Consider the following 22,738-nt stretch of genomic DNA (forward strand, 5'->3'; position numbering starts at 1 on the left):
TACGGCATTGGGTCATGGCATTTGCCTCCCGATTCTCCCCGGCTCGTACACCGCCGTGCGGGCCGGGGTGGGAGACCTCCCCATCCCGGCCGGGGCCATTGAGAACTTTGACCAACTTTGGCAATGGCTTTGGAATGTCGCGAATTTATGCGGGATGACCATGAGTAACCTCGGGGCATGCCCCTCCCCTGGCCGCGTTCGCGTTCATTGCGCGCACGCCTGACGTTCATCGCCATCGCGGCCGCGGCACTCGTGCTCATCCCCGTCTCCATCGCCGCGGACGTCGGCGTCCGGCACGCCGTCGCCGCCCACATCTGGAACGACAGTCTCGACGCGGCGAGCAGGATCGCCGCGGAGATCCGTGACGGAAACGTGCCCACGACCCTGGCGACGGCGAAGGGCGGCATCGACCTGATCGCGGTGACCGGCGCCGACGGCGCCGTCATCGCCTCCACCGGCGCCGCCGAAGGGCAGCGGGAGTTCACCGCGGTACGGCCGTCCTCCGACACCCGGGTCGCCCAGACCACCACGTGCTCCCTCCCCCACCGCGACTGCGTGTACCTGACCGCCGTCCGGGTCTCGGACACGGCGGGCTCCCTGATCGTCTACGCCGGGCGCTCGGCGCCCGCCATCCTGGACAGCCGCTTTCCGGAACTCGAACTCCTCCTCCTGGTCATCGTCCTGGGCGGCGGCGCGGGGCTGATGGCGTGGAACGTGTCCGGCCGCGCGTTACGCCCGGTCGAGGCCATCAGCTCGGAATTCGAGGAGGTCTCGGCCGACAACCCGGGCTCCCGCGTTCCCGAGCCGCCCGGCGACGACGAGATCGCCCGGCTCGCGCGCACGGCCAACGACGCGCTCGCCCGGCTCGACCGGTCGATCCGGCAACAGCGGCAACTCGCGGCCGACGCCTCCCACGAACTGCGGACCCCCATCGCCGGGATCCGGGCCCAACTGGAGGACGCGCGGCAGCACCCCCAGGACACCGCCGTGGCCATCGACGCGGCGCTGCGCGACACAGGCAGGCTGGAAGCGATCGTCTCCGACCTGCTCCTGCTCACCAGCATCGGGACGACCCCGCACACCGTCGGCGAGAACGTCGATCTCGGACGGCTGGTCACCGGCGAGGTGAAGCGCCGGTCCGGGCGCCTTCCCATCCGGCTGCAACTCGAGCCCGACGTGATCGTGACGGGCCTGTTCTCCCAGCTCGCCCGCGTCGTGACGAATCTGCTCGACAACGCCGAACGGCACGCGACCACCGGCATCGCCGTGGACGTCGGCCGCGACGGCGAACGCGCCCTGCTGTCCGTGGTCAACGACGGCGAGCCCATCCCCGAAGAGGACCGGGAGCGGATCTTCGAACGGTTCTACCGCAGGGACACCGCACGGAGCAGGCGGGACGGCGGCACGGGGCTCGGGCTGGCCATCGCGCGCGAGGTCGTCGAGGCCCATCACGGGACCATCGGCGTCGAGGGCGTCGACGACGGTGTCAGATTCGTCGTCCGGCTCCCACTGGCCCCGCAGGAACCGCATTCTGACGACGACGAACCGCCTCCAGGCCGATGAGGTCGTCCGGCGGCAGGGCAGGCACCTCCTCCCTGCCGGGCCGGCCGGGGCCCGCTAGGCGGGGAACAGCGCGGGCAGCACCTCTTCGAGCTCACGGGTCCAGTACCGCCACTCATGTGCGCCGGCGCCGTAGAAGTCCGTGGTGACGGACACTCCGGCGGCCTTCGCCGCGGTGACGAAGCGCCGGTTCCGCTCGAGGATCGAACGCTCGCCCGCGTCCACGGCCTGGTCCGGAGTGTCGAACGGGCCGGGCCTGCCGTCCCCGCAGGAGAGATAGACGCGGACGCCCCTGAGGTGTCCGGCCAGGTCCGCCGGGTTGTGCGCCTTCCAGACCTCAGGCCGCTCGTCGACGCTCCCCCACAGGTCACGCGGGTCCACGCCGTACTCGCGCATGAGGCCTTCGAGCCCTCCGGGGTCGTACCCGGTGTCGATCACGCCGGAGAAGGACGCCGCCGCCCGGAACACACCCGGGTGCCTGGCGGCGTAGGAGAGCGCGCCGAACCCGCCCATGGAGGCGCCCGCGATCGCGCGATGATCACCGATGCCGTAACGTCTCTCCACGAGGGGCCGCACCTCGTCCATGTGGAACGTCTCCCACGCCGGCCCGTCGAGCCAGTTCGAATACCAGCTCATGGAGCCACCCTCCGGGACGACCACGACGGCTTTCAGGTCGGCCGTAATCCGCTCGGCGTCGCCGTACACCAGCCACGCGTCTCCCCTGCTGACGCAGCAGCCGTGCAACAGGTAGAGAACCGGCCATCCCGTCGACCCCTGCGTCCAGCCCTTCGGCTTGAGCACCCAGACCGAGCCCTCCCTGCCGAGCGCGGGCGACTGGATCGACAGGCGGTCCACCCTGGCGTTCAGCCCCTCGACGGCCGTGACCCGTGGCCCGGGAGCCCGGTCCGCTCCGATACGTTCCGTCGTCGTCCCCGGCGCCCCTGCGCATGCCGCCAATGCGGCGAGCAAGGTCAGAGCAGCGAAGATCCGGCGCATTCCATGCCTCCTGAAACGATGATCGCCCGCCCCGACGTCACCCAAAGTTAAACATGCGGCCGATACCTGTTCAGCTGACTCACGCCCAACCAGCCCTCTCACTGGCTAGGTTTCGGGGCACCCCCAATCTGGGGGGGACCCTCGTCATCTGGGGGGACCCTCGTCGCATGCAGAAGGAGTCACTCGTGCGAGTGCTGGCTGTTGTCCCCGCCCGTGGAGGTTCGGTGGGCGTACCGCTGAAGAACCTGGAGAAGGTGGGAGGCACACCACTGGTCGCGCGAGCGGTCGCCGCGTGTCTGCAGGCAGAGCTCATCGACGAGGTCGTCGTCAGCACCGACCACGACCGCATCGCCGAAGTGGCCGCGAACGCGGGCGCGCGCGTCGTGCACCGCCCGGCCGACATCAGCGGCTCGACCGCCTCCAGTGAGTCGGCCGTCCTCCACGCCCTGTCCGAGGGGCTCGACGAGGACCCGGAGATCGTGCTCCTGGTGCAGTGCACCAGCGCCTTCATCGACCCGGCGGACCTCGACGCGGCCATCGCGAAGGTCGTCGCGGGCGAGGCCGACTCCGTGTTCGCCGGCACCGAGACCTACGAGTTCGTCTGGACCGGCGACGGCCAGGGTGTCAACCACGACCCCGCGACCCGTCCCCGCCGCCAGGACCGCGAGGCCCAGTTCCGCGAGACCGGCGCGTTCTACGTCATGCGGACGGCCGGCCTGCGTGAGCACGGGCACCGCTTCTTCGGCCGGATCGCCGTCCAGCAGGTGCCGATGGAGCACGCGGTCGAGGTGGACACCCCCGAGGACCTGAAGATCGTCCGCGCTCTCGCCCCCGTCGTGGACAGGCCGCTGCCGATCGACGTCGACGCCGTGGTGACCGACTTCGACGGTGTGCACACCGACGACCGCGCGTTCGTCGACTCCGAGGGCCGCGAACTCGTCGCCGTCAGCCGCGCCGACGGCATGGGCGTCTCGCTCCTCAAGCGGGCCGGCGTCAAGCTCCTGGTGTTGTCGTCCGAGCAGAACCCCGTGGTCGCCGCCCGCGCCGCCAAGCTCGGCGTGCCCGTCGTCCAGGGCCTGACCACCAAGCACGAGGCGCTCAGCGAGTGGATCGCGAGCGAGGGCCTCGACCCCGAGCGGGTCGCGTACATCGGCAACGACGTCAACGACCTCGCCGCGATGTCCCTCGTCGGCTGGCCGGTCACCGTGCCCGACGCCCACCCCCGGGTCCGCGCCGCCGCGCGCGTCGTGCTGTCGACCCCGGGTGGCGCGGGAGCCGTCCGCGAACTGTCCGACCGCGTGCTCGCCGCCCGGCCCGAGGCCGTCGACGCCGCTCCCGTCGCGACCGCGACGGTCTCCTCGGTCACGTCGCGCATCCAGCCCAAGCCGGTGCAGATCGGCGACGCGCTCGTCGGCCCCGGCCAGCCGGTCTACATGATCGCTGAGATCGGCATCAACCACAACGGCGACGTCGACATCGCCCGCAGGCTGATCGACGTCGCGGCCGACGCCGGCTGCCAGGCCGTCAAGTTCCAGAAGCGGACTCCGGAGATCTGCGTGCCCATGGAGCAGCGCAGCCAGATCCGGCAGACTCCGTGGGGCGAGATGACCTACATGGAGTACAAGATCCGGACCGAGTTCGGCTACGACGAGTACTCGCAGATCGCCAAGCACTCCGAGGAGCGCGGGCTCGCCTGGTTCGCCTCCCCCTGGGACGTCCCCTCGGTCGAGTTCCTCGAGGCGATGGACGTTCCCACGCACAAGGTCGCGTCCGCCTCGATCACCGACCACGAACTGCTCCGGGCCCTCGCGAGCACCGGCAAGCCGATCATCCTGTCGACCGGCATGTCGACGCTGGAGGAGATCGACAAGGCGGTCGAGATCCTCGGCACTTCCAAGCTCGTGATGATGCACGCCACCTCGACCTACCCGCTGCCTCCTGAGGAGGCGAACCTCCGCACGATCGTCACCCTCCAGGAGAGGTACGGCGTGCCGGTCGGGTACTCGGGTCACGAGCGCGGACTGCAGATCTCGCTCGCGGCGGTCACGCTCGGCGCGGTCACCGTCGAGCGGCACATCACGCTCGACCGCACCATGTGGGGTTCGGACCACGCCGCGTCGCTCGAGCCGAGCGGCCTGGAGCACCTCGTCCGGGACATCCGCATCATCGAGAGCGCGCTCGGCGACGGCGTGAAGCGCGTCTTCCCCGGCGAGGAGGCTCCTCGCGCCCGCCTGCGCCGCACCACCGCCTGATCGCGGAGGGCTGGTGATCACACTTTCGGTCGTCGTGCCGGTCCGTGACGGGGACCCGTACATCGCCGACGCTCTGACCTCGCTGGTCCGGAACGTGTCGGACACGTTCCGGACCGAGGTCATCGTGATCGACGACGGATCGGTCGACGCCACCCCGGAAGTCGTCGACGACTTCCGGGGCGAGTTGCCGGGGCTGTCCGTCATCAGGAACCCGGTTCCCGTTGGGCTGGCGGACGCCCGGAACCTCGGCCTGAAGCTGGCCACCGGCCGATACGTGACCTTCCTCGACGGCGACGACTGGCTGGCGCCCGGTTACCTGGCCCAGTTGGTGTCGGCGATCGACGGGCTCGGTTGCGACTTCCTCCGGGTCGACCACGTCCGGGCGGACGGCCGGAAGCGGGAGACCTTTCGCGCGCCGGAGGCCCGGCGCAACGTCGTGCTGAGCCCCCGCGACTCGATCCTCCCCACCGACGCCAAGACGATGGTCGACTACGCCTTCGCCTGGGCCGGGATCTACCGGCGCGAGCTGGGCGATCTGCTCACCTTCCCCAGCGGACTGCACACGGCGGAGGACCGCCCGTGGATCTGGCGGCTCCACCAGCGGGCGCGGTCGTACGCCATGGTCTCGCTCGCGGGGGTGTTCTACCGGCGGGGCCTGCCCGCCTCACTCACCCAGATCGGCGACGAGCGGCAACTGCACTTCTTCGACGCCTTCGACCTGGTCCTGGCGGAGGTGGAGGAGGAGTTCCAGCCCAAGGCGATCCGGATGTTCTGCGCGCTCCTGGCCAATCATCTGGAGAACGGCAGCCGGTTCACCCAGGAGATCGCGGAACAGTTCGAAGGCAGGGGCGGGGCCACGCTCACCCGGCTTCCCGCCGATCTGGTCGACGACGCGATCGCGAGCTTCGAGCCTGCCCGGCAGACTATGCTGCTCCGCCTGAGGGAGGACTCGTGACCCAGGTGTTCCACGCATCGCGGTTCTTCGGAGCGATGACGCTGGCCGCCGCGATCGACGCGGGCGCGTTCGGGCCCGCCGCCGGCCAGCGGCGGGTGCTGCTCGTGTCGAACAACGCCGACATCCCGGAGATCACGCTCCCACTCGACAAGACCCCCGGGTTCGCCGCGTTGCGGGACCGGTTCGACGCGGTCCATTCCTGGAACGAGATCATCGCGCCCCTGCACCCGTCCGACTGGAAGGCCAGGGCGGTCGAGGCTCCCCTGTTCGGACGGCTGCTCGAGTCCCATCTGGGCATCGACACGCTCGACGAGCTGGTGCTCGAATCAGTGATCGTCTCCCCCGCCCGGACGCTGCCCGGGCTGTTCAAGGACTGTCGGCTCACCATCTACGCCGACGGCCTCATGGCGCACAGTCCGACCCGTGACCCCCTGCCGGCGGAGATCTCCGCGCGCATCACGCGGCTGATCCATCTCGACATGCTCCCGGGGCTCACCCCGCTGCTCCTGAGCGAGCACGGCGTCCCCCCCGAGGCGCTGCCCGCCGCGGCCTTCCGCCGGGTCGTCGAGCAGGTCGCCGCCACGGAGACCGGCGAGGTCGAGGGGGACGCCGTGATCCTCGGGCAGTACCTCTCGTCGCTGGGCATCCTCACGGCGGACGAGGAAGCCGATCTGCACGCGGCGATGCTCGGCGCGCTCAAGGCCCGGGGACATCGAACGGTGGTCTTCAAGCCCCACCCCGCGGCGGGGCGCCGCCAGAGCATGCGGCTCAAGCACGTCGCCGACGAGTTGAGCGTGCGGCTCGTGCAGGCGGGCGAGCACACCCCCGCCGAGGCCCTGTTCGCCAGACTGCGGCCCGCGCTGGTCGTGAGCTGCTTCTCCACCGCGCTGGCGACCGCGCGCCACTTCTTCGGCCTGCCGGTGGCGACCATGGGGACCGATCTGCTGCTGGAGCGGCTCGCGCCGTACGAGAACAGCAATCGGATACCGGTCACGATCGTCGATGCGACCGTGCCCCGGCTCGCCGCCGACGGCTCCCTCACGGAGCCGCCTCCCGTCGATGTGAAGGCGCTGACCGACGCGGTGGCGTACTGCATGCAGAGTGATCGCCATGCCGGTCTCCGGGAAGCCGCCCGGGCGTACGTCAAGGCGAACGGAAGCGCGCGGTATTTCAAGATGCGGCGGCTCGAAGCCCTGGACCTGGTTCCCGAGCCTGAGCCCGAGCCGGAACCCGCGTCGCGGCTGCGCCGCCTCATCGGCCGCTAGCGGTTTCGCCCGCGCCCACGTCATCCGATCCGGCGACCGCCACAAACAGCAGACCCGCGTCCCGCCGTGGTTTCCGGCGGGACGCGGGTCTGTTTTCCGACGCTTCAGAACGCCTTGAGGTAGCGGCGCATCCGCCGCTTGGCGCGATAGCCGTACCGGAGCACCTTGGGAGGGACCTCCAGGCGGAGGCGGGCACGGCGGCGGGCCGTGGCGTGCTCGGGTCCGTCGAGCACGGAGCGGGCCGGGACGAGGGTGCCCGCCTGGGCGGCCGCCACCAGCCCTGACACCCGGTCGACCCAGTCACTGGCCGAGGCGTCATGGAAGTAGTTGGCCTCGCACCATGCCTCCGTCGGCATCCGGAAGTCGGCCTTGGCCAGGTCCTCCATGGTGCCGAGGGAGCCGCTGCCCTCGAAGACGAGGTTGATCATTTCGGCGCTGACCCCGAAGTCGGACAACACGAGCAGCGGCACCCGCTGGGCGATCGCCTCGAGTGCGGCGGTCGAGCTGACCGTGACGAAGCCCGCGGCGTGGGTCAGGTGCTCGTGCATCGGGCCGGCGGCGAAACGGACGGCGTCCTCACGTACCCGGCCCTCCGCCACCATCGACGTCCAGAGCCGCTCGTAGTGGTGGCGCTCGTTGTGCGTCTGCCGTTCCGAGTCGCGGGCCCGCAGCTTGACCACGACGTCGAGGTCGGGCCGGTTCGCGGCGAGGGCGGCGAGGGCGAGCAGCACCTGCTCGCGCTCCTCGCGGCGCCGCGGCACCTTGGCCTGGGTCGCGAAGATCACGCGGTCGCGGGCGCCCTGCGGGGCGGGCGCTCCGAGGTCGAGGTACGGCAGGCGGGCCAGCGCCACCCCGCCGCCTCCGCCGAGCTCACGACCGATCGCGGAGAACTCGGCGACCTCCCGGCCGCTGTGGACCACGAACAGGTCACAGCCGCTGCGGAACAGCCAGGCCTTCTCCGTGGCGGGGACCGAGATGCCGGGCAGCCCCGACACGAACACCGGGCGGGGCCGCAGGTCGGCGAGGATGTCCGCGGCGAGCACGTCGACGACGGGGCCGGTGCAGGCGAGCAGGACGACGTCGGGGCGGAACCGCTCGGCGTTCTTGCGCAACTGCCTCGACGAGACGACCGCGGGGAGCGTCTCCTGTCCGGTCCCGGCGACCCTGGTGCCGCTCACGGCGGCGGCGATCTGACTTTCCGAAGGAGCGATGGGGGTCCGGACGACCGCCATTTCGGTCGGCCACGACGCTGGAAGCGTGTCGAGCAGGCCCGCGGCCCACTTCAGATAGGAATCAGCGTCGGCGACGGCGAGCACGCGGGTCAAGAAGCAACCTTTCCGGGGTCCGGGGTCGTCCCCGGACGAACACTGCCGGGGTCAGGGGTCGTCCCCGGATGAACGACATTGCCGGAGCCCGGGGTCGCCCCCGGCTGCGGTCTGCCGGAGCCTGGCTCGGCTTCCGGAGTGCCGTGGTGGGCGAACTGCTGCAGATGGGTGCGCAGCGACGGTCCGGCCGAGGCCGTCCACCAGTCGTCGGGCACCTCGACGGTCTCCACGGGCACGCCGCGGGCCGCGAGCAGCACGCGCAAGGAGGTCACCGCGGTGGACGGCATGCTCAGCACACGCTGGTCGGGACCGAGGTCCCGCAGGGTCATCTCCACGGGGATGCCGACGTCGCTGACGGTGAGGCCGGGGATCCTGCTCACCCGCTCGAGGTCACGGGGGTCCTCGCGCCGGTGCGGGTAATACGCGATCGGCTCGCCGATGCTCTCCAGCCAGGCGAGGTAGCGGTCCCGGTGGATCAGGCCGTTCCTGACGAGGGAGGTGCCGAGCACGATGGTGCGCTCCTGCGGCGGCCGCTCGCTGGGCTGGGACCGCAGCCAGGCGAAGTCGTGCATGACGAGCCGGGTGCCGGTCTTCCGCACGGCCTGGGCGAGGTCGTCGGGGACGGGTAACGCGGTGAAGACGGTGAGTTTCCGGCTCCGGAGGCGGAACCCCGCGGTCGCCCCGAGCACCGACCGGCCGAAGCTCGCCTTGCCTCTGGCCCGCAGCAGCGGCCGGCGTGAGCTGAGCAACTCCAGCAGGTGAATGGTGGCGAGACCGTCGTCGACCAGAATCGTGCGGCCGGGGATCGAGGTGACCAGCGCGAACTGGACCCGCCCGGAGAAGGCGTCGCCGACGGCCCAGGTGCGGCCGGGTCGCGGCATGCGCCCCGACGGCTCCTCGAACGCGAGCCCCTCGGGAAGGCGAAGGCCGTTGAGCGCTTTACGGGTGAGCCTCAAGGCGGGCAGCCCCGCACGCGGCACGACGCGGGTCTCAGACCCGAGGAGCCCCGCGTGGTGGGCTTCCACCACGCACAGGAGCTGCAGTGGGGATTCCACCCACGCGACGGCCGACCCTTGCTCATCGACGTGGTGGCGACCCTCGATATCCACGCCCCGTAATGACCCATTCACGACCTGTCCAGAATAGCCAGCGAAGACTACAGCGGCAGGAACATGCGGTGAACGGAGGTTGAAAGGATCTTCATTCCTCGCCGTCCATGCCGACCGGGCATGGCCCGCCCGCCGTGATCGACTCGTGACGTCCCCCAGGCGGCCGAATAATACGGTTTGTCCGTATATGCGAACGTTGTGTACTCATTCGATTACAGGACGTGCGTTTTTCCTGGTGGGCCGTTGGCAATGTTCTACGCCGTGCCCCTTACGAAGAGATCCAGAGGATGGTGGCCCTGGCTCGCCGGCGCACTCGTCTTGTGTACGGCGTTCTCCAGCGCCGCTCACGGCGAACCAGCGCCATCTCAGCGGCCGAACATCGTCTTCATCCTGACTGATGACCTGAACGCGACCGACCTGCAGAGATTTCCCAACATCTGGAATCTGCTCGTCCGGCAGGGGGCGTCGTTCTCGCACTTCTTCGTCACCAACCCGTGGTGCTGCCCGTCCCGGTCGTCGATTCTCCGCTCGCAATACGTGCACAGCCACGGGGTGGTGAGCAACCGGCTGCCGACAGGCGGTTTCGCGAGGTTCCGGCCGCTGGAGGAATCCACCGTCGGGACCTGGATGCACGATGCGGGATATCGCACCGGACTGCTCGGCAAGTACCTCAACCAGTACCCCCTGGGTGCGTCCTGGTCGTACGTCCCGCCCGGCTGGGACCAGTGGGCGGTGCCCGTCACCCGCCTCTACCAGGAGTACGGCTACGCGCTCAACGAGAACGGGACGATCTTCCAGTACGGCAACACCTCCGGGGACTACCTCGAAGACGTGATCAGCGCGAAGGCCGACAGGTTCGTCTCGCAGAGCGGCGAGAACCCCTTCTTCCTCTATCTCGCTCCCGTCGCCCCCCACCTGCCGGCCAACCACTCTCCCCGCCATGACCTGGCCTTCGCGGGTGAGCCCGCGCCCCGGACGCTCTCGTTCGACCAGCAGGACCTGTCGGCCGAGCCGCTCTGGCTGCAGCAGCGGCCGCCGCTCACCGCCAGGGACGTGCGGCAGATGGACACGATCTATCAGAACCGCGCGCGGGCGATGCTCGGCGTGGACGACATGGTCGGCAAGCTCGTCACGTCGCTCCAGCAGTCGGGGCAGCTCGACAACACCTACATCTTCTTCGCCTCCGACAACGGCTTCCATCTGGGCCAGCACCGGCTTGAGCCCGGCAAGACGACGCCGTTCGAGGAGGACATCCGGATCCCCATGATCGTCAGGGGGCCCGGCATCGCCCCCGGCAGCACGATCGACCAGCTGTCCTCGACCGTCGACCTGTCCCCCACCTTCGCCGAGCTGGGAAAGGCCTCGACTCCGCCGTTCGCCGAGGGCCGGTCGCTCGTCCCGCTGCTGCAGGGACGCAAGGTCCCGTGGCGCGACGCGGCGCTGGTCGAGTTCGTGCACGCGGCCTACTCGCCGCTGTGCCCGCCCACCTACAACGCGCTGCGCACCGCGCAGTACGCCTACGTGGAGTACGAGACCGGAGAGCGGCAACTCTACGATCTGTACGCCGATCCGAACGAGATGCACAACATCGCGGCGACGGCCGACCCCCAGCTCGTCGCCACGCTGTCGGCACGACTGGCCGCACTGCACGCGTGCAACGGCGAGACCTGCCGCATCGCGGACTCCTCCGATCAGTCCGCGGTACGCCTGGCCAGGGCGCCCCCCGCGAGGGGCGGGGGCGCCCAGGCTTTCGCGTGACCGGCCGCGCGATCCTCCCGCGCGACCTGTCCGCCTGATCCGTCACCAGCGGCCACCGCCCGTCCGGGCGGTGGCCGCTCATCGTTTCCACGAAACGAAACGACGCGGAACGAAACGACGCGGAACGGCACGACGCTGAACGCCACGACACGGAACCGTCGCGACACCCCCGGCACGACAGGCCCGCGGCGCGACGCACCCTCCGCACGCCCGAGCGGGCCCGCGAGAGGGACGATCGGCGCCCTGTGAGGCTCCGGAGGGCCTGTCTCATGGTTTCTGCCCGTATAGGGCTGGGAGCGCTCCCATTCCGCATTGTGCCCGCATATGGGCTTTTCGGCCGATCCAACCGGGCCCGGAGTAACAGTTGGGTTTCGGCATATTGACGTTCGCGTTGCTCATAGAGGACTCTTCGTGGGAGCGCTCCCAAATCCTGATGTCGGGGACCGGCCAAGGGATGCGACCTCCCCACGAGATTCGGGATACCACCTGAGAGGGGTCCGGAATGATTGACAGATCGCGCCGCGGCAGGATGCTCGCGGCCGCAGCGGCCACGGCCCTCGCCCTCGGCGTCACAGCGGCCTGTGGCAGTGACAGTGAGCCAACGTCAGGCGGGTCCTCGGCCGCGGCGCCGGTCACCGTCAAGGTCCAGACGTTCGGCGGCGGCAAGAACTTCGGGTACAAGGAGGCGATCGACAAATGGAACGCCTCCCACACCGACATCAAGATCCAGGAGGAGCACCTCACCGACCAGTTCGAGCAGGTCTACTGGCCGCAGATGATCCAGTGGCTGCAGTCCGGCTCGGGGGCCGGTGACGTCGTCGGAATCGACGAGGGCGGCATGGGCCTGGCCAAGGCGCACCCCGAATGGTGGGCCGACCTCGGCGAGTACGGCCTGTCGAACCGCCAGGGCGACTTCGCCCCGTGGAAGTGGGACGGCGGGCTCACGGCGGACGGCAAGCTGTTCGGCCTCGGCACCGACCTCGGCGGCATGAGCCTGTGCTACCGCCGCGACCTGTTCGAGAAGGCCGGCCTGCCGGGCGACCGTGACGAGGTCAGCAAGCTCTGGCCCACCTGGGACGACTTCATCAAGGTCGGCCAGAAGTTCCAGGACAAGGTGAAGGACACCAAGTTCGTCGACGGCACCAACACGCTCTACAACGTGGTCCTGGTGCAGGAGGCGGTCAAGAACGGCGGTGTGTCCTACTTCGACAAGAGCAACACTCTCATCGTCGACAAGAACCCCGCGATCAAGTCCGCCTACGACTTCGCGGTGAAGATCAGCCAGGACGGCCTGACGGCCAAGCTGCGCAACTTCACCCCGGAGTGGAACACCGGCATGAAGAAGTCCCAGTTCGCGACGCTCGGCTGCCCCTCGTGGATGCTCGGCGCGGTCAGCGGCGACGACGGCGCGGGACCGGAGTTCTCCGGCAAGTGGGACGTCGCGGCGGTGCCGGGCGGCGGCGGCAACTGGGGCGGCTCCTGGCTCGCGGTGCCCAAGCAGTCCAAGCACCCGAAGGAGGCCGCGGCGGTCGCCGACTACCTGACCGGCAAGGAGGCCGAGGTCAGCGTGTTCACCTACAGCGGGAACATGCCGAGCAACACCCAGGCCCAGCAGGACCCAGCCGTCCAGGGCGCCAAGAACGAGTACTTCAACAACGCCCCGGTCGGCGACATCTTCGCCAAGTCGGCCTCCACGCTCCAGCCCGTCTTCCTCGGCGTCAAGCACGCCCAGGTGAAGAACGCGGTGGAGTCGGTCATCTCGGCGCTGGACGACGGCTCGGTGCCGTACGACCAGGCGTGGCAGAAGCTGGTCGACGACGCGGTCAAGGCAGCGGGCTGATCCACCCGCCCGTCATATGAGCACCGGCCCGCCCCGGCGGCACACCGCAGGGCGGGCCGGTCGCCTGCTTCCGCTGAAAGGTGACCCATGAGCCTGCACGTCGACTCGGGACCGTCCACTCGGGCGCCGGTCCCGCCTTCGAGAAGGCACGGGCGACCGGGGACGGGGCGGACCTTCCTGTCCTGGCTGGATCTGAAGGCCGCTCCGTACCTCCTCATCTCGCCGTACTACCTGCTGTTCCTCCTCTTCGGGATCTTCCCGCTCGGCTTCACCCTGTGGTACTCGCTCTACGACTACGACCTCGCGGGGACGGTGAAGTGGACCGGGCTGGGCAACTACACCGCGCTCCTGGCCGACTCGGCGTTCTGGAACGCGGTCGTCAACACGCTCGGGATGTTCGTCATCGCGACCGTCCCGCAGATCCTCCTGGCCCTGCTCCTCGCCAACGCGCTGAACAAGCGGATCAGGGGCCGGCTGTTCGTCCGGCTGGGCGTCCTGCTTCCCCTGGTCACCTCGGTCGTCGCCGTGGCCGTGGTGTTCACCCAGCTGTACGGGCGCGACTGGGGACTTTTCAACTGGATCCTGGGATCGGTGGGCGTCGATCCGATCGACTGGAAGGCCGAGCGGCTGCCGTCCTGGCTGGCGATCTCCACCATGATCGACTGGCGGTGGACCGGCTACAACGCGATCATCTTCCTGGCCGCGATGCAGACGATCCCGAAGGACCTCTACGAGGCCGCCGCCATCGACGGCGCCTCCCGCCGCCGCCAGTTCTGGCAGATCACCATCCCCATGCTCCGGCCGACCATGATCTTCGTGGTGCTGAACTCCACGATCGGCGGCCTGACGCTGTTCGCGGAGCCCACCACCTTCTACGGCGGGAACGTCCACGGCGGCAGCAACAGCCAGTTCCAGACCGTGTCGATGTTCATCGTGGAACAGGGCTTCCGGGAGTTCGACTACGGCTACGCGGCCGGCGCGGCATGGCTGCTCTTCATCATGATCCTCATCGGATCCCTCATCAACTTCCTGCTCATCCGCCGGATCGGGGGCAAAAAGTGACCACGCTCTCCGCACCCGCCGAGACCCGGCGGCCTCGCGCGAAGTGGGCCGGCGGCACCGACCTGTGGAAGGCCACGCCGCTCACGAGGATCGCGCTGATCGTCACGATCGTCATCTCGGCGTTCCCGTTGTACTGGATGGTCGTCATCGCCTCCCGGACCAACCGCGAGGCCACCGACATCCCGCCGCCGTTCCTGCCGGGCGGCAACCTCGGGCAGAACATCCAGCGGGTGCTCACCAACGAGGACGCGCACTACCTGGCCGGTCTGACCAACTCGGTGATCATCGCGTCGACCGTGACGATCTCCGTGGTGCTCATCTCCACCTTCGCCGGCTTCGCCTTCGCGCGACTGCGGTTCAAGGGCGGCCGCATCCTCCTGCTGCTCGTGCTGGTGACGATGATGGTCCCGCTGCAGCAGATGGGCATGGTGCCGCTCTACCGGATGATGGTCAGCCTCGAATGGATCGGCACGCTCAAGGCCGTGATCCTGCCGTACCTGCTGAATGGTTTCGGCGTCTTCCTGATGACGCAGTACACCGAGCAGGCCGTGCCGAACGAACTGGTCGAGGCGGCGCGGGTCGACGGCGCGTCGACCCTGCGAATCTGGTGGAACGTCATCCTGCCCGCCGTACGGCCGGGCATGGCGGTGCTGGGGATCAACACGTTCATGCTGACCTGGAACGACTTCCTGTGGCCGCTGATCGTGCTGACTCCGGACAACCCGACGGTCCAGGTCGCCGTCAACTCCCTCAACGCGAAGTACGGCACGGACTACGTCCTCATCTTCAGTGGGACCGCCCTGTCCGTCCTCCCGCTCATCGTCGTTTTCGTCGTGTTCGGCCGACAGATCATCGGCGGACTCATGGAAGGTGCAGTCAAAGCGTGACCACGCAAGGCACACGACCAGAAACCGAGACACCTGGCCTGACGTTCCCCACCGGGTTCGTCTGGGGCGCCGCCACCTCGGCCTACCAGATCGAGGGGGCGGTCACCGCCGACGGGCGCGGGACCTCCGTCTGGGACACCTTCTGCCGTCAGCCGGGCCGGATCGTGGGCGGCCAGAACGCCGACGTCGCGATCGACCACTACAACCGCTACCGGGACGACGTCGCCCTCATGGCCGACCTCGGCCTGACGGCGTACCGCTTCTCCGTCTCCTGGCCACGCGTGCAGCCCGACGGCGCGGGAGCGATCAACGCCCGCGGGCTCGACTTCTACAAGCGTCTCGTCGACGAGTTGCTCGGCCACGGCATCGACCCCTGGGTGACGCTGTACCACTGGGACCTCCCCCAGGCGCTCGAGGACGCGGGCGGCTGGCCCGCGCGTGACACGTCGAAGCGCTTCGCCGACTACGCGGCCGCCGTGCACGCCGAACTGGGCGATCGGGTGCGGAACTGGAGCACGGTCAACGAGCCCTGGTGCTCGGCCTTCCTCGGGTACGCCTCGGGAGAGCACGCCCCGGGCCGCCGGGAGCCGGGAGCGGCCATCCGGGCCGCGCATCACCTGAACCTCGCGCACGGCCTGGCCACCCAGGCGATGCGCGCCCAGGACCCGGCCTCGCGGATCGGAGGGTGCGTGAACCTCTACGCGATCTCCCCCGCGACCGGGAGCGACGCCGACCTGGACGCGGCCCGCCGCATCGACGGCCTGCAGAACCGGTTCTTCCTCGACGCTCTGCTCAAGGGCGCCTACCCGGAGGACGTGCTGAGTGACGTCGCCCACCTCACCGAGGGAGGGTTCATCGAGGACGGCGACATGGCCACGATCTCCGCGCCGCTGGACATGCTGCTGATCAACTACTACAGCCGGTTCACCGTGTCCGGGGCGCCCGGAGGCGCGTTGTCGGCCGCCGCGGCACCGACCGACTCCGGCTCTCCCTGGGTGGGCAGCGAGCACGTGGGGTTCGTGAACGGCGGCAGGCCCGTGACCGGAATGGGCTGGGAGATCGACGACGCCGGGCTGTACGAGATCCTCATGCGGGTGCACGAGGAGTACCCGTCGATCCCCATGGTGATCTCGGAGAACGGCGCCGCCTTCGACGACGTGGTCGTCGAAGGCGCGGTCCACGACCCCGACCGTGCGGCGTACATCGAGGCGCACCTGCGGGTCTGCCATGCCGCGATCGAGGCCGGGCTGCCCCTCCAGGGGTACTTCGCGTGGTCGCTGATGGACAACTTCGAGTGGGCATGGGGGTATGGCAAGCGTTTCGGGCTCGTCTACGTGGACTACGAGACACAGCTCAGGACGGCCAAGTCCAGCGCGTTGTGGTATGCCGACACCATCAGGCGCGGCGGCCTGCCGAGTCCGGCAGAATGAACGCGTTCGCGATCAGCACGTGCAGACGAGGGGGCGCCGGAGATGAACGGGGATCGCCGCGTGGGAGCGCGACCGACCCTTGAGGCGGTCGCCGCTCGCGCCGGAGTGGGCCGCGGCACCGTTTCGCGGGTCATCAACGGCTCGTCGAAGGTGAGTGACAAGGCCCGGGACGCGGTGCTGCTCGCGATCGACGAGCTGGGCTATGTACCCAACCGGGCGGCGCGCACCCTGGTCACCAACCGGACCGACACCATCGCCCTGGTGGTGTCGGAGTCGGAGCAGCGCGTCTTCGACGAGCCGTACTTCGCCGGGCTGATCCGCGGGATCGGCTCGGCCCTGTCGGAGACCGGCCTGCAGCTGATCCTCACGATGGCGCAGAACCGCCAGGAGCACGACCGCCTGGAGGGTTATCTGACCGGGCAGCACGTCGACGGCGTGCTGCTCACGTCGGTTCACGGGGCCGATCCGCTGCCGGGCCGGCTCGAGGAGCTGGGCGTGCCCACCGTCCTCGGTGGCCGCCCGGTGGCGCTGAACCCGTACAGCTACGTCGACATGGACAACCGGGCCGGCGCCCGGCAGGCGGTCAAGTACCTGGTCTCCAAGGGCAGGACCCGCATCGCCACCATCGCCGGCCCCCAGGACATGGGCGTGGGCGTCGACAGGCTCGCCGGATACCGCGACGCGCTGCTCGCCACCGGCATGACCGAACTGGTCTCCTACGGCGACTTCTCCGAGGAGAGCGGCGAGGCGGCGATGCGGGAGTTGCTGGAGCGGCATCCGGGCCTCGACGCCGTCTTCACCGCCTCGGATCCGATGGCCGCCGGGGCGCTGCGCGTATTGCGGGAACGGGGCAGGTCCGTGCCGGGTGACGTGGCGGTCATCGGCTTCGAGGACTCGAAGGTCGCCCTGCACACAGACCCCCCGCTCACGAGCGTGCACCAGCCGACCGAGGCCATGGGCCGGCAGATGGTGCGGCTGCTGCTCGCCCGGATCAACGGGGAGTCCCTGGAGCAGCCCGTCGTCATCCTCGACACGCACCTGGTGATCCGCGCCTCGGCCTGAACTCCCGCGTCCTGGCCGGGCCGGCGGACTCAGACGCCCCCGACGACCAGGGCCTCCATCCCCCGGAGGAAGGTCTCCAGGTCGCGCGGGGCGACGTGCATCGAGTCGGCCGTGACCAGAACGCGGAGCCGGTCGGGCTCCCCCGTCACGTGCACGCAGAACCTGCAGTTGAGCTCGTCGAGCCCGCTCTGGGGGACGATCTGCGTGAGCGCGAGGGCCGAGCGGATCTCGTCCTCGTCCGGCACCTCCCCCACCGGGGTGACGGCCTCGACGGGTCTTTGGTCGTTGAAGCAGCAGAGCGGGTCGGCCCCGTCCAGCCTGAGGCGCAGCTCCGCCGGGTCGTAGTAGGCGTGCCGATAGGCGCGCAACGCCGAGGCCCTCGCCGACTCCATCAGTTCGTGGAAGCCCTCTTGCCCACCACTCGCGCCCGCGGCCTGGGCGCGGCCGTGTCCGGGCGGGAGCACGAACAGGCCGAGTTGCGCGAGTGAGGTCACCACGTCCCTGTCCTGCTGCCGGAACCGGTTGTTGACCAGCGGGGTCATGGCTGCGCCGGGCCGCCCGGCGATGCGCGCGACCTCCACGCAGGCGGCGGCCAACAGGACGGTCGAGGTGCTCACGCCGTAACGGACGGAGAGCGTCCGGCTCGCACGGTCGAGAGCGGGCGAGACCATCGTGAGGCGCTGGTATCGGGGCGTGGCGGCGGCCGCCTCCCTCGACGGCCCGAACACCGGCCCGCCGAGCTCCGCCATGGCGCGCTCCCAGAACGCCACCGAGCGCTCGCCGCGGGCGGCGTCGGCGCCCTCCTGCCGGCTTACGAGATCGCGGAGTCGCTCGGACGGGCCGGGCAGCACCCCTCTGAGCAGGGCCACCCGCAGGTCACGGGCGACGATGTCCCCCGCGTAGCCGTCCGCGGCCGTGTGGCAGAACGCGAGGATCACCTGCTCCACGACCCCGTCACGGATGACCAGGCCCGCCCGGACCGGCCAGTCCTCCGCCGGGTCGAACCTGTCCTCCGCCACGGCGTTCGCGGCCAGGTCCGCGCCCACCTCTGCCGCGATGCCGCCGCTGACGCCCACGACCTGGTACGGCTCGCCGTCCGGGCCGATCCTGACACGCGTGCGCAGTGAGTCGTGCCGTTCCACGACCATGGACAGAGCACGGGCGACCGTCTCGGGGCCGGGCGATCCCGCGGCACGCGGCACGGCCACCGTCCGCGAGAAGTTGAAGTAGCGGTCGCCGGGGGCGCCGACGAGCCGCATGGCCTCCCAGATGGACCGCTGCCCCCAGGCGAGAGGACCCGTCCACTCGGGATCGTCCGCTCGGAACCCTGCCTGGATCACCGCGCCGCCCGGCCCGGTGCGGGGAAGCGCTCTCGCCGGCGAGCGGCGGTGCGGGCCGATTCCAAGGAGGTCGTGTCGTCCTGAGCCATTCGTCCGGTAACCCCTGTCAGGCGGCGAGTCGCTTCCGTCGTCATCTCGTGCGTATCTCGTGCGTATCTCGCGAGCCGGGACCTACGACGTCTCATATCGCGAGACGTCTCACCGTCCGGCTGGAAACGCCGAGGTGGCCGCGTCAGGTGAGCCCGCGGGTCTCAACAGGAAAAGCGCTTCATTCGCGATCAGGCTAGGGATTATGACTGGCTCGCGTCAAGATGTATGCGCTATTTCCTTACTATATCGGCATTCTTGAACGGCTATTTCCGCATATTAACAACATAATTAATGACAGGCCCGACCATTGACAATGGCCATTCCGTTTTGTACGCTCCTGGGAGCGCTCCCACATGGCTGTCCGAGGCCCCGAGGGAGACCTCGACGAGGAGAGACATGGACGGCCTGCGGTTCCCTGAGGGCTTCGTGTGGGGGGCCGCCACCTCGGCCTATCAGGTGGAGGGGGCGACCACGGAGGACGGGCGAGGCGCGTCTGTCTGGGACACCTTCGCCGCCGTCCCCGGCAACGTCGAGAACGGCGAGTCCGGTGATCCCGGAGCCGGCCACTACCACCGCTACACCGAGGATCTCGACCTCATGGCGGACCTCGGGCTGCACAGCTACCGTTTCTCGATCGCCTGGCCGCGGATCCAGCCCTCCGGGTCGGGCGCCCCCAACCAGAAGGGGCTCGACTTCTACCGCCGCCTGGTCGCGGGCCTGGCCGAGCGCGGCATCCGCCCGATGGCCACGCTCTTCCACTGGGACCTTCCCCAGGACCTCCAGTACCAGGGCGGCTGGGAGAACAGGGACACCGCCGCGCGGTTCGCCGACTACGCCTCGATCGTCTTCGAGGCCCTGGAGATCGGCGACTGGCTGACGATCAACGAGCCCAAGACCGTCGTCGAGAGCGGCTACCGCTACGGGGTCCACGCGCCGGGCATCAAGGACGACGCGCGCGCCTACGTCGCCTGCCACCACCTGCTGCTCGCCCACGGCCTGGCCTCCCAGGCCCTGCACGCCCTGCGCCCGGACGCGCGGATCGGCCCCGCCCTGAACCTGCATCCCACGTATCCGGCGGACGACACCCCCGAGGCCGAGGAGGCCGCCCGGCATCGCGACGGGCTGGAGAACCGCCTCTATCTCGACCCGATCTTCAAGGGCCGCTACCCGGAGGACACCCTGCGGTGGCTGGCCGAGCGCGGGCCGATCAGGGAGCACATCCTCGACGGCGACCTCGCGATCATCAACGAGCCCGTCGACCTGCTCGGCGTGCAGTACTACACGCCCGTCTTCGTGAACGGCGCCGGCGAGCGCGTGTTCCTGCACCCGAGGGCGCAGGCCGAGTGGCTGGAGATCTATCCGGAAGGTCTCCACGACCTTCTCGTGCGGCTGAGGGACGACCACCCCGGCGTGCCGCTGGTCGTCACCGAGAACGGGATGCCGGCCCTCGACCGGCCCGGCCCCGACGGCCGGGTCCGTGACGACGACCGCATCGCCTACCTGCGCGACCATCTCCTGGCCATGCACCGGGCGATCGAGGAGGGGGCCCGCGTCGAGGGCTACCACGTCTGGTCGCTGCTCGACAATTTCGAGTGGGCGGAGGGGTACGGCCAGCGCTTCGGCATCGTGTACGTCGACTATCCGACCCTGCGCAGAATCCCCAAGGACAGCGCGCTCTGGTATCGCGACGTCATCAAGAACGGCGAACTGCGCTGATCCGGGCACGACGTTCGATCGCTCTCCCCCGATGCGGGATCAACCCCTCCGAACTGGGATGATTACCGGCATACGATTACGTGACCAGGTCGTTGTTGACGTGGCGTCAGCGAGAGGACTCCCCGTGCCCGACTTCACCATCATCGGCGGCGGCTACGAAGCGGTGATCAGCGAGAGGGGCGGAGCCCTCCGCGTCCTGCGCCACCACGGCCGCGACCTCGTGACGAGCTGGCCCGAGGAGGGGCCGATCCCCTACTTCAGCGGCACCGTCCTGGCTCCCTGGCCCAACCGGGTCGTCGGCGGCACGTACACGTTCGAAGGCGTCCGGCACGACCTGCCCATCACGGAACCCGACCGGGGACACGCGCTGCACGGCCTGGTCAGCGACCAGACCTGGACCTGTGCCGAGGTGCTCGACGTCGACGACGACCACGGCTTCGTCCGGCTGACGCACACGATCGAGCCGACCGCCGGCTATCCGTTCCGGATCGCGCTCGAGGTCCGGTACGCCGTCTCCGACAGGGGCCTCACGACGACGCTCACCGCTCACAACGTGGGTGAGGAGGCCGCGCCCTACGGCTGCGGACCGCATCCGTGGCTGCTCGCCGGACCCCGCGTGCAGGAGTACGAGCTCGACCTGCCCGCCGGGCAGGTCCTCCTCACCGACGAGGTGCTCGCCCCGCGCACCCTGGAGGACGTGGCCGCGACGCCGTACGACTTCCGGGTGCCCCGCGCGGTCGGGGACACCGCCGTCGACCACGCCTTCACGGGCCTCACCGACGGCCGGGTGCGGCTTCGCGGGCCGGACGGCGGAGTGGAGGTCTCCTGGAACCCCGCGGAGATGCCCTGGGTCCAGGTCTGCACCGGCACGGGCCTCGCCCACCACGGGCTGGCCGTCGAGCCGATGACCTGCCCGCCCGACGCCTTCAACTCGGGCACCGATCTGATCGTGCTGAAGCCGGGAGACACGCACGAGGCGGCCTGGACCGTCGCCTCCTTCGCCCCCGAGGGGTAGGCCGATGGACAGCAGGACCAAGCGGCGGTTGTCGGCCGCCGAGCTGGACGCGCTCGTCCGCGGCGCGCTGGGCACCGGGGTGCGGTCCTCGGAGGAACTGGCCGACGGCTTCGCCAACGCCGTGTGGCGGCTCGACCTCGAGGACGGCCGCCAGGTCGTGCTCAAGGTCGGCCCTCCCCCCGGCCTGCGCCTGCTGACCTACGAACGTCACCTCCTGCGGACGGAGGCCATGGTGTACCGGCTGGCCGAGCCGGCGGGGCTGCCTCTGCCGTCTCTGCTGCACGCGGCGTTCGACGACCCCGTCCTCGGCGGCGACCACCTCATCTTGTCGGCGCTCGACGGCGTCCCCTGGAACCAGGCCTCGCTCAGCCCGGCCGAGGAGGCCCCGCTCCGGCACGAGCTCGGCCGCCACCTGGCCCGCCTGCACACGATCCCCGGCACCGGGGTCTTCGGCTACCCCTTCGCCGGTCTCACCGGCCCGAGCTGGCGGGAGGCCTTCCTCGTCATCGTCGGCGCCCTGCTCGGCGACGCCGTCCACTACGGCACCAGGCTCCCCGCGCCCGTGGAGGAGATCGCCGCGCTGATCACCGCCGCCGCGCCGACTCTGGACGAGGTCGTCACGCCGTCGCTCGTCCACTTCGACATCTGGCCGGGCAATGTGTTCCTGACCGGCGAGGGCCGGGACAGGCGGATCCAGGCGCTGATCGACCACGAGAGGGCCTTCTGGGGCGATCCGCTGGCCGACTTCATCACGCCCACGATCTTCGAGGAGATCCGGGAGGACGACCCGCTCGTCACCGGGTACCGCGAGGCGGGCGGCACGCTCCTGATCACCCCCGGCGCCGAGGTGCGCGCCGACCTCTACCGGGCGTACCTGTATCTGATCCTGCTCGTGGAGAACGGCCCGCGGCAGTATCCCGAGGAGGCCTACGCGCGGCTCCGCGACCTCGCCACCTCATCCCTCGTGCGAAGCCTCGACGCGTTGCGCGTCCCGTAGCCGACCCCTCGGCGTGGCTCCGGGAGTTCCCCGCCTCCGGTGGGTAGATCGGCACGGTGGCGTCGTGTGACAATTTCAT

The 22,738-nt window shown here is 69.7% G+C and carries 17 protein-coding genes; 13 read left to right on the forward strand and 4 right to left on the reverse strand.

Translation table 11 applies throughout. From position 1 onward, the window contains the following. Nucleotides 1-177 precede the first annotated feature (177 nt). Nucleotides 178-1,563 (forward strand): sensor histidine kinase, encoded by a 1,386-nt coding sequence (locus Pmi06nite_RS42540; RefSeq protein ID WP_203951959.1) that lies wholly within the window; start codon nt 178-180, stop codon nt 1,561-1,563. A gap of 54 nt (nt 1,564-1,617) precedes the next feature. On the opposite strand, the gene Pmi06nite_RS06555 is transcribed toward Pmi06nite_RS42540, so the two are convergent. Then, nucleotides 1,618-2,556 carry an alpha/beta hydrolase gene (locus tag Pmi06nite_RS06555; protein WP_203951960.1) on the reverse strand — a complete coding sequence of 313 codons (939 nt, stop codon included), beginning with the start codon at nt 2,554-2,556 and terminating at the stop codon, nt 1,618-1,620. 167 nt (nt 2,557-2,723) lie between these two features. Here Pmi06nite_RS06555 and Pmi06nite_RS06560 point away from each other — a divergent pair, with 167 nt between their 5' ends. The 3 genes from Pmi06nite_RS06560 to Pmi06nite_RS06570 are packed head-to-tail and all read left to right on the forward strand — an operon-like array spanning nt 2,724 to nt 7,028. After that, on the forward strand, nt 2,724-4,808 hold the full coding sequence (locus Pmi06nite_RS06560) for an N-acetylneuraminate synthase family protein (protein WP_203951961.1): 2,085 nt from the start codon (nt 2,724-2,726) through the stop codon (nt 4,806-4,808). A 13-nt stretch (nt 4,809-4,821) separates the two neighbouring features. Next, nucleotides 4,822-5,763, forward strand: coding sequence for a glycosyltransferase family 2 protein (locus Pmi06nite_RS06565; RefSeq protein WP_203951962.1), 942 nt, complete (start codon nt 4,822-4,824; stop codon nt 5,761-5,763). After that, the gene (locus Pmi06nite_RS06570) at nt 5,760-7,028 is read left to right on the forward strand and encodes a polysialyltransferase family glycosyltransferase (protein WP_203951963.1); all 1,269 of its coding nucleotides are present in this window, start codon (nt 5,760-5,762) and stop codon (nt 7,026-7,028) included. Before Pmi06nite_RS06565 ends, Pmi06nite_RS06570 begins: the two co-directional genes overlap by 4 nt. Before the next feature lie 104 nt (nt 7,029-7,132). Here the strand turns inward: Pmi06nite_RS06570 and Pmi06nite_RS06575 are convergent, their stop codons facing one another. Then, a complete protein-coding gene (locus tag Pmi06nite_RS06575; protein WP_239113727.1) occupies nt 7,133-8,344 on the reverse strand; it encodes a DUF6716 putative glycosyltransferase in 1,212 nt (403 codons plus the stop codon). A 5-nt stretch (nt 8,345-8,349) separates the two neighbouring features. After that, on the reverse strand, nt 8,350-9,408 hold the full coding sequence (locus tag Pmi06nite_RS06580) for a hypothetical protein (protein WP_203951965.1): 1,059 nt from the start codon (nt 9,406-9,408) through the stop codon (nt 8,350-8,352). Nucleotides 9,409-9,723: 315 nt separating this feature from the next. On the opposite strand from Pmi06nite_RS06580, the gene Pmi06nite_RS06585 reads away from it, so the two are divergent. The 6 genes from Pmi06nite_RS06585 (at nt 9,724) to Pmi06nite_RS06610 (ending at nt 17,501) form a co-directional block, all read left to right on the forward strand. Continuing rightward, nucleotides 9,724-11,220, forward strand: coding sequence for a sulfatase family protein (locus Pmi06nite_RS06585; protein ID WP_239113717.1), 1,497 nt, complete (start codon nt 9,724-9,726; stop codon nt 11,218-11,220). 502 nt (nt 11,221-11,722) lie between these two features. Continuing rightward, nucleotides 11,723-13,060 carry an ABC transporter substrate-binding protein gene (locus tag Pmi06nite_RS06590; RefSeq protein WP_203951966.1) on the forward strand — a complete coding sequence of 446 codons (1,338 nt, stop codon included), beginning with the start codon at nt 11,723-11,725 and terminating at the stop codon, nt 13,058-13,060. 87 nt (nt 13,061-13,147) lie between these two features. Further along, nucleotides 13,148-14,122 carry a carbohydrate ABC transporter permease gene (locus Pmi06nite_RS06595; protein ID WP_203951967.1) on the forward strand — a complete coding sequence of 325 codons (975 nt, stop codon included), beginning with the start codon at nt 13,148-13,150 and terminating at the stop codon, nt 14,120-14,122. Further along, nucleotides 14,119-15,009, forward strand: a complete 891-nt coding sequence (locus Pmi06nite_RS06600; RefSeq protein WP_239113718.1) for a carbohydrate ABC transporter permease — start codon at nt 14,119-14,121, stop codon at nt 15,007-15,009. Before Pmi06nite_RS06595 ends, Pmi06nite_RS06600 begins: the two co-directional genes overlap by 4 nt. Then, nucleotides 15,006-16,439 (forward strand): GH1 family beta-glucosidase, encoded by a 1,434-nt coding sequence (locus tag Pmi06nite_RS06605; protein WP_203951969.1) that lies wholly within the window; start codon nt 15,006-15,008, stop codon nt 16,437-16,439. Before Pmi06nite_RS06600 ends, Pmi06nite_RS06605 begins: the two co-directional genes overlap by 4 nt. A gap of 42 nt (nt 16,440-16,481) precedes the next feature. Further along, nucleotides 16,482-17,501, forward strand: a complete 1,020-nt coding sequence (locus Pmi06nite_RS06610; RefSeq protein ID WP_203951970.1) for a LacI family DNA-binding transcriptional regulator — start codon at nt 16,482-16,484, stop codon at nt 17,499-17,501. Between the two features lie 29 nt (nt 17,502-17,530). On the opposite strand, the gene Pmi06nite_RS06615 is transcribed toward Pmi06nite_RS06610, so the two are convergent. Next, nucleotides 17,531-18,841, reverse strand: coding sequence for a condensation domain-containing protein (locus Pmi06nite_RS06615; RefSeq protein WP_203951971.1), 1,311 nt, complete (start codon nt 18,839-18,841; stop codon nt 17,531-17,533). 486 nt (nt 18,842-19,327) lie between these two features. Between Pmi06nite_RS06615 and Pmi06nite_RS06620 the strand changes: the two genes are divergently transcribed. From Pmi06nite_RS06620 to Pmi06nite_RS06630, 3 genes are all read left to right on the forward strand, one after another. After that, nucleotides 19,328-20,647 (forward strand): GH1 family beta-glucosidase, encoded by a 1,320-nt coding sequence (locus Pmi06nite_RS06620; protein WP_203951972.1) that lies wholly within the window; start codon nt 19,328-19,330, stop codon nt 20,645-20,647. A 124-nt stretch (nt 20,648-20,771) separates the two neighbouring features. Further along, nucleotides 20,772-21,662, forward strand: a complete 891-nt coding sequence (locus Pmi06nite_RS06625) for an aldose 1-epimerase family protein (protein ID WP_239113719.1) — start codon at nt 20,772-20,774, stop codon at nt 21,660-21,662. A 4-nt stretch (nt 21,663-21,666) separates the two neighbouring features. Then, nucleotides 21,667-22,659 (forward strand): phosphotransferase family protein, encoded by a 993-nt coding sequence (locus Pmi06nite_RS06630; RefSeq protein WP_203951974.1) that lies wholly within the window; start codon nt 21,667-21,669, stop codon nt 22,657-22,659. Nucleotides 22,660-22,738 lie beyond the last annotated feature (79 nt).

This window comes from Planotetraspora mira (assembly GCF_016863275.1).
GTDB lineage: Bacteria > Actinomycetota > Actinomycetes > Streptosporangiales > Streptosporangiaceae > Planotetraspora > Planotetraspora mira.

Bases quoted from the DNA above. Each gene is read 5' to 3' on its own strand.
- Pmi06nite_RS42540 (WP_203951959.1), top strand. From the start codon at position 178: ATGCCCCTCCCCTGGCCGCGTTCGCGTTCATTGCGCGCACGCCTGACG.
- Pmi06nite_RS06555 (WP_203951960.1), bottom strand. From the start codon at position 2,556: ATGCGCCGGATCTTCGCTGCTCTGACCTTGCTCGCCGCATTGGCGGCA.
- Pmi06nite_RS06560 (WP_203951961.1), top strand. From the start codon at position 2,724: ATGCAGAAGGAGTCACTCGTGCGAGTGCTGGCTGTTGTCCCCGCCCGT.
- Pmi06nite_RS06590 (WP_203951966.1), top strand. From the start codon at position 11,723: ATGATTGACAGATCGCGCCGCGGCAGGATGCTCGCGGCCGCAGCGGCC.
- Pmi06nite_RS06595 (WP_203951967.1), top strand. From the start codon at position 13,148: ATGAGCCTGCACGTCGACTCGGGACCGTCCACTCGGGCGCCGGTCCCG.
- Pmi06nite_RS06610 (WP_203951970.1), top strand. From the start codon at position 16,482: ATGAACGGGGATCGCCGCGTGGGAGCGCGACCGACCCTTGAGGCGGTC.
- Pmi06nite_RS06620 (WP_203951972.1), top strand. From the start codon at position 19,328: ATGGACGGCCTGCGGTTCCCTGAGGGCTTCGTGTGGGGGGCCGCCACC.
- Pmi06nite_RS06630 (WP_203951974.1), top strand. From the start codon at position 21,667: ATGGACAGCAGGACCAAGCGGCGGTTGTCGGCCGCCGAGCTGGACGCG.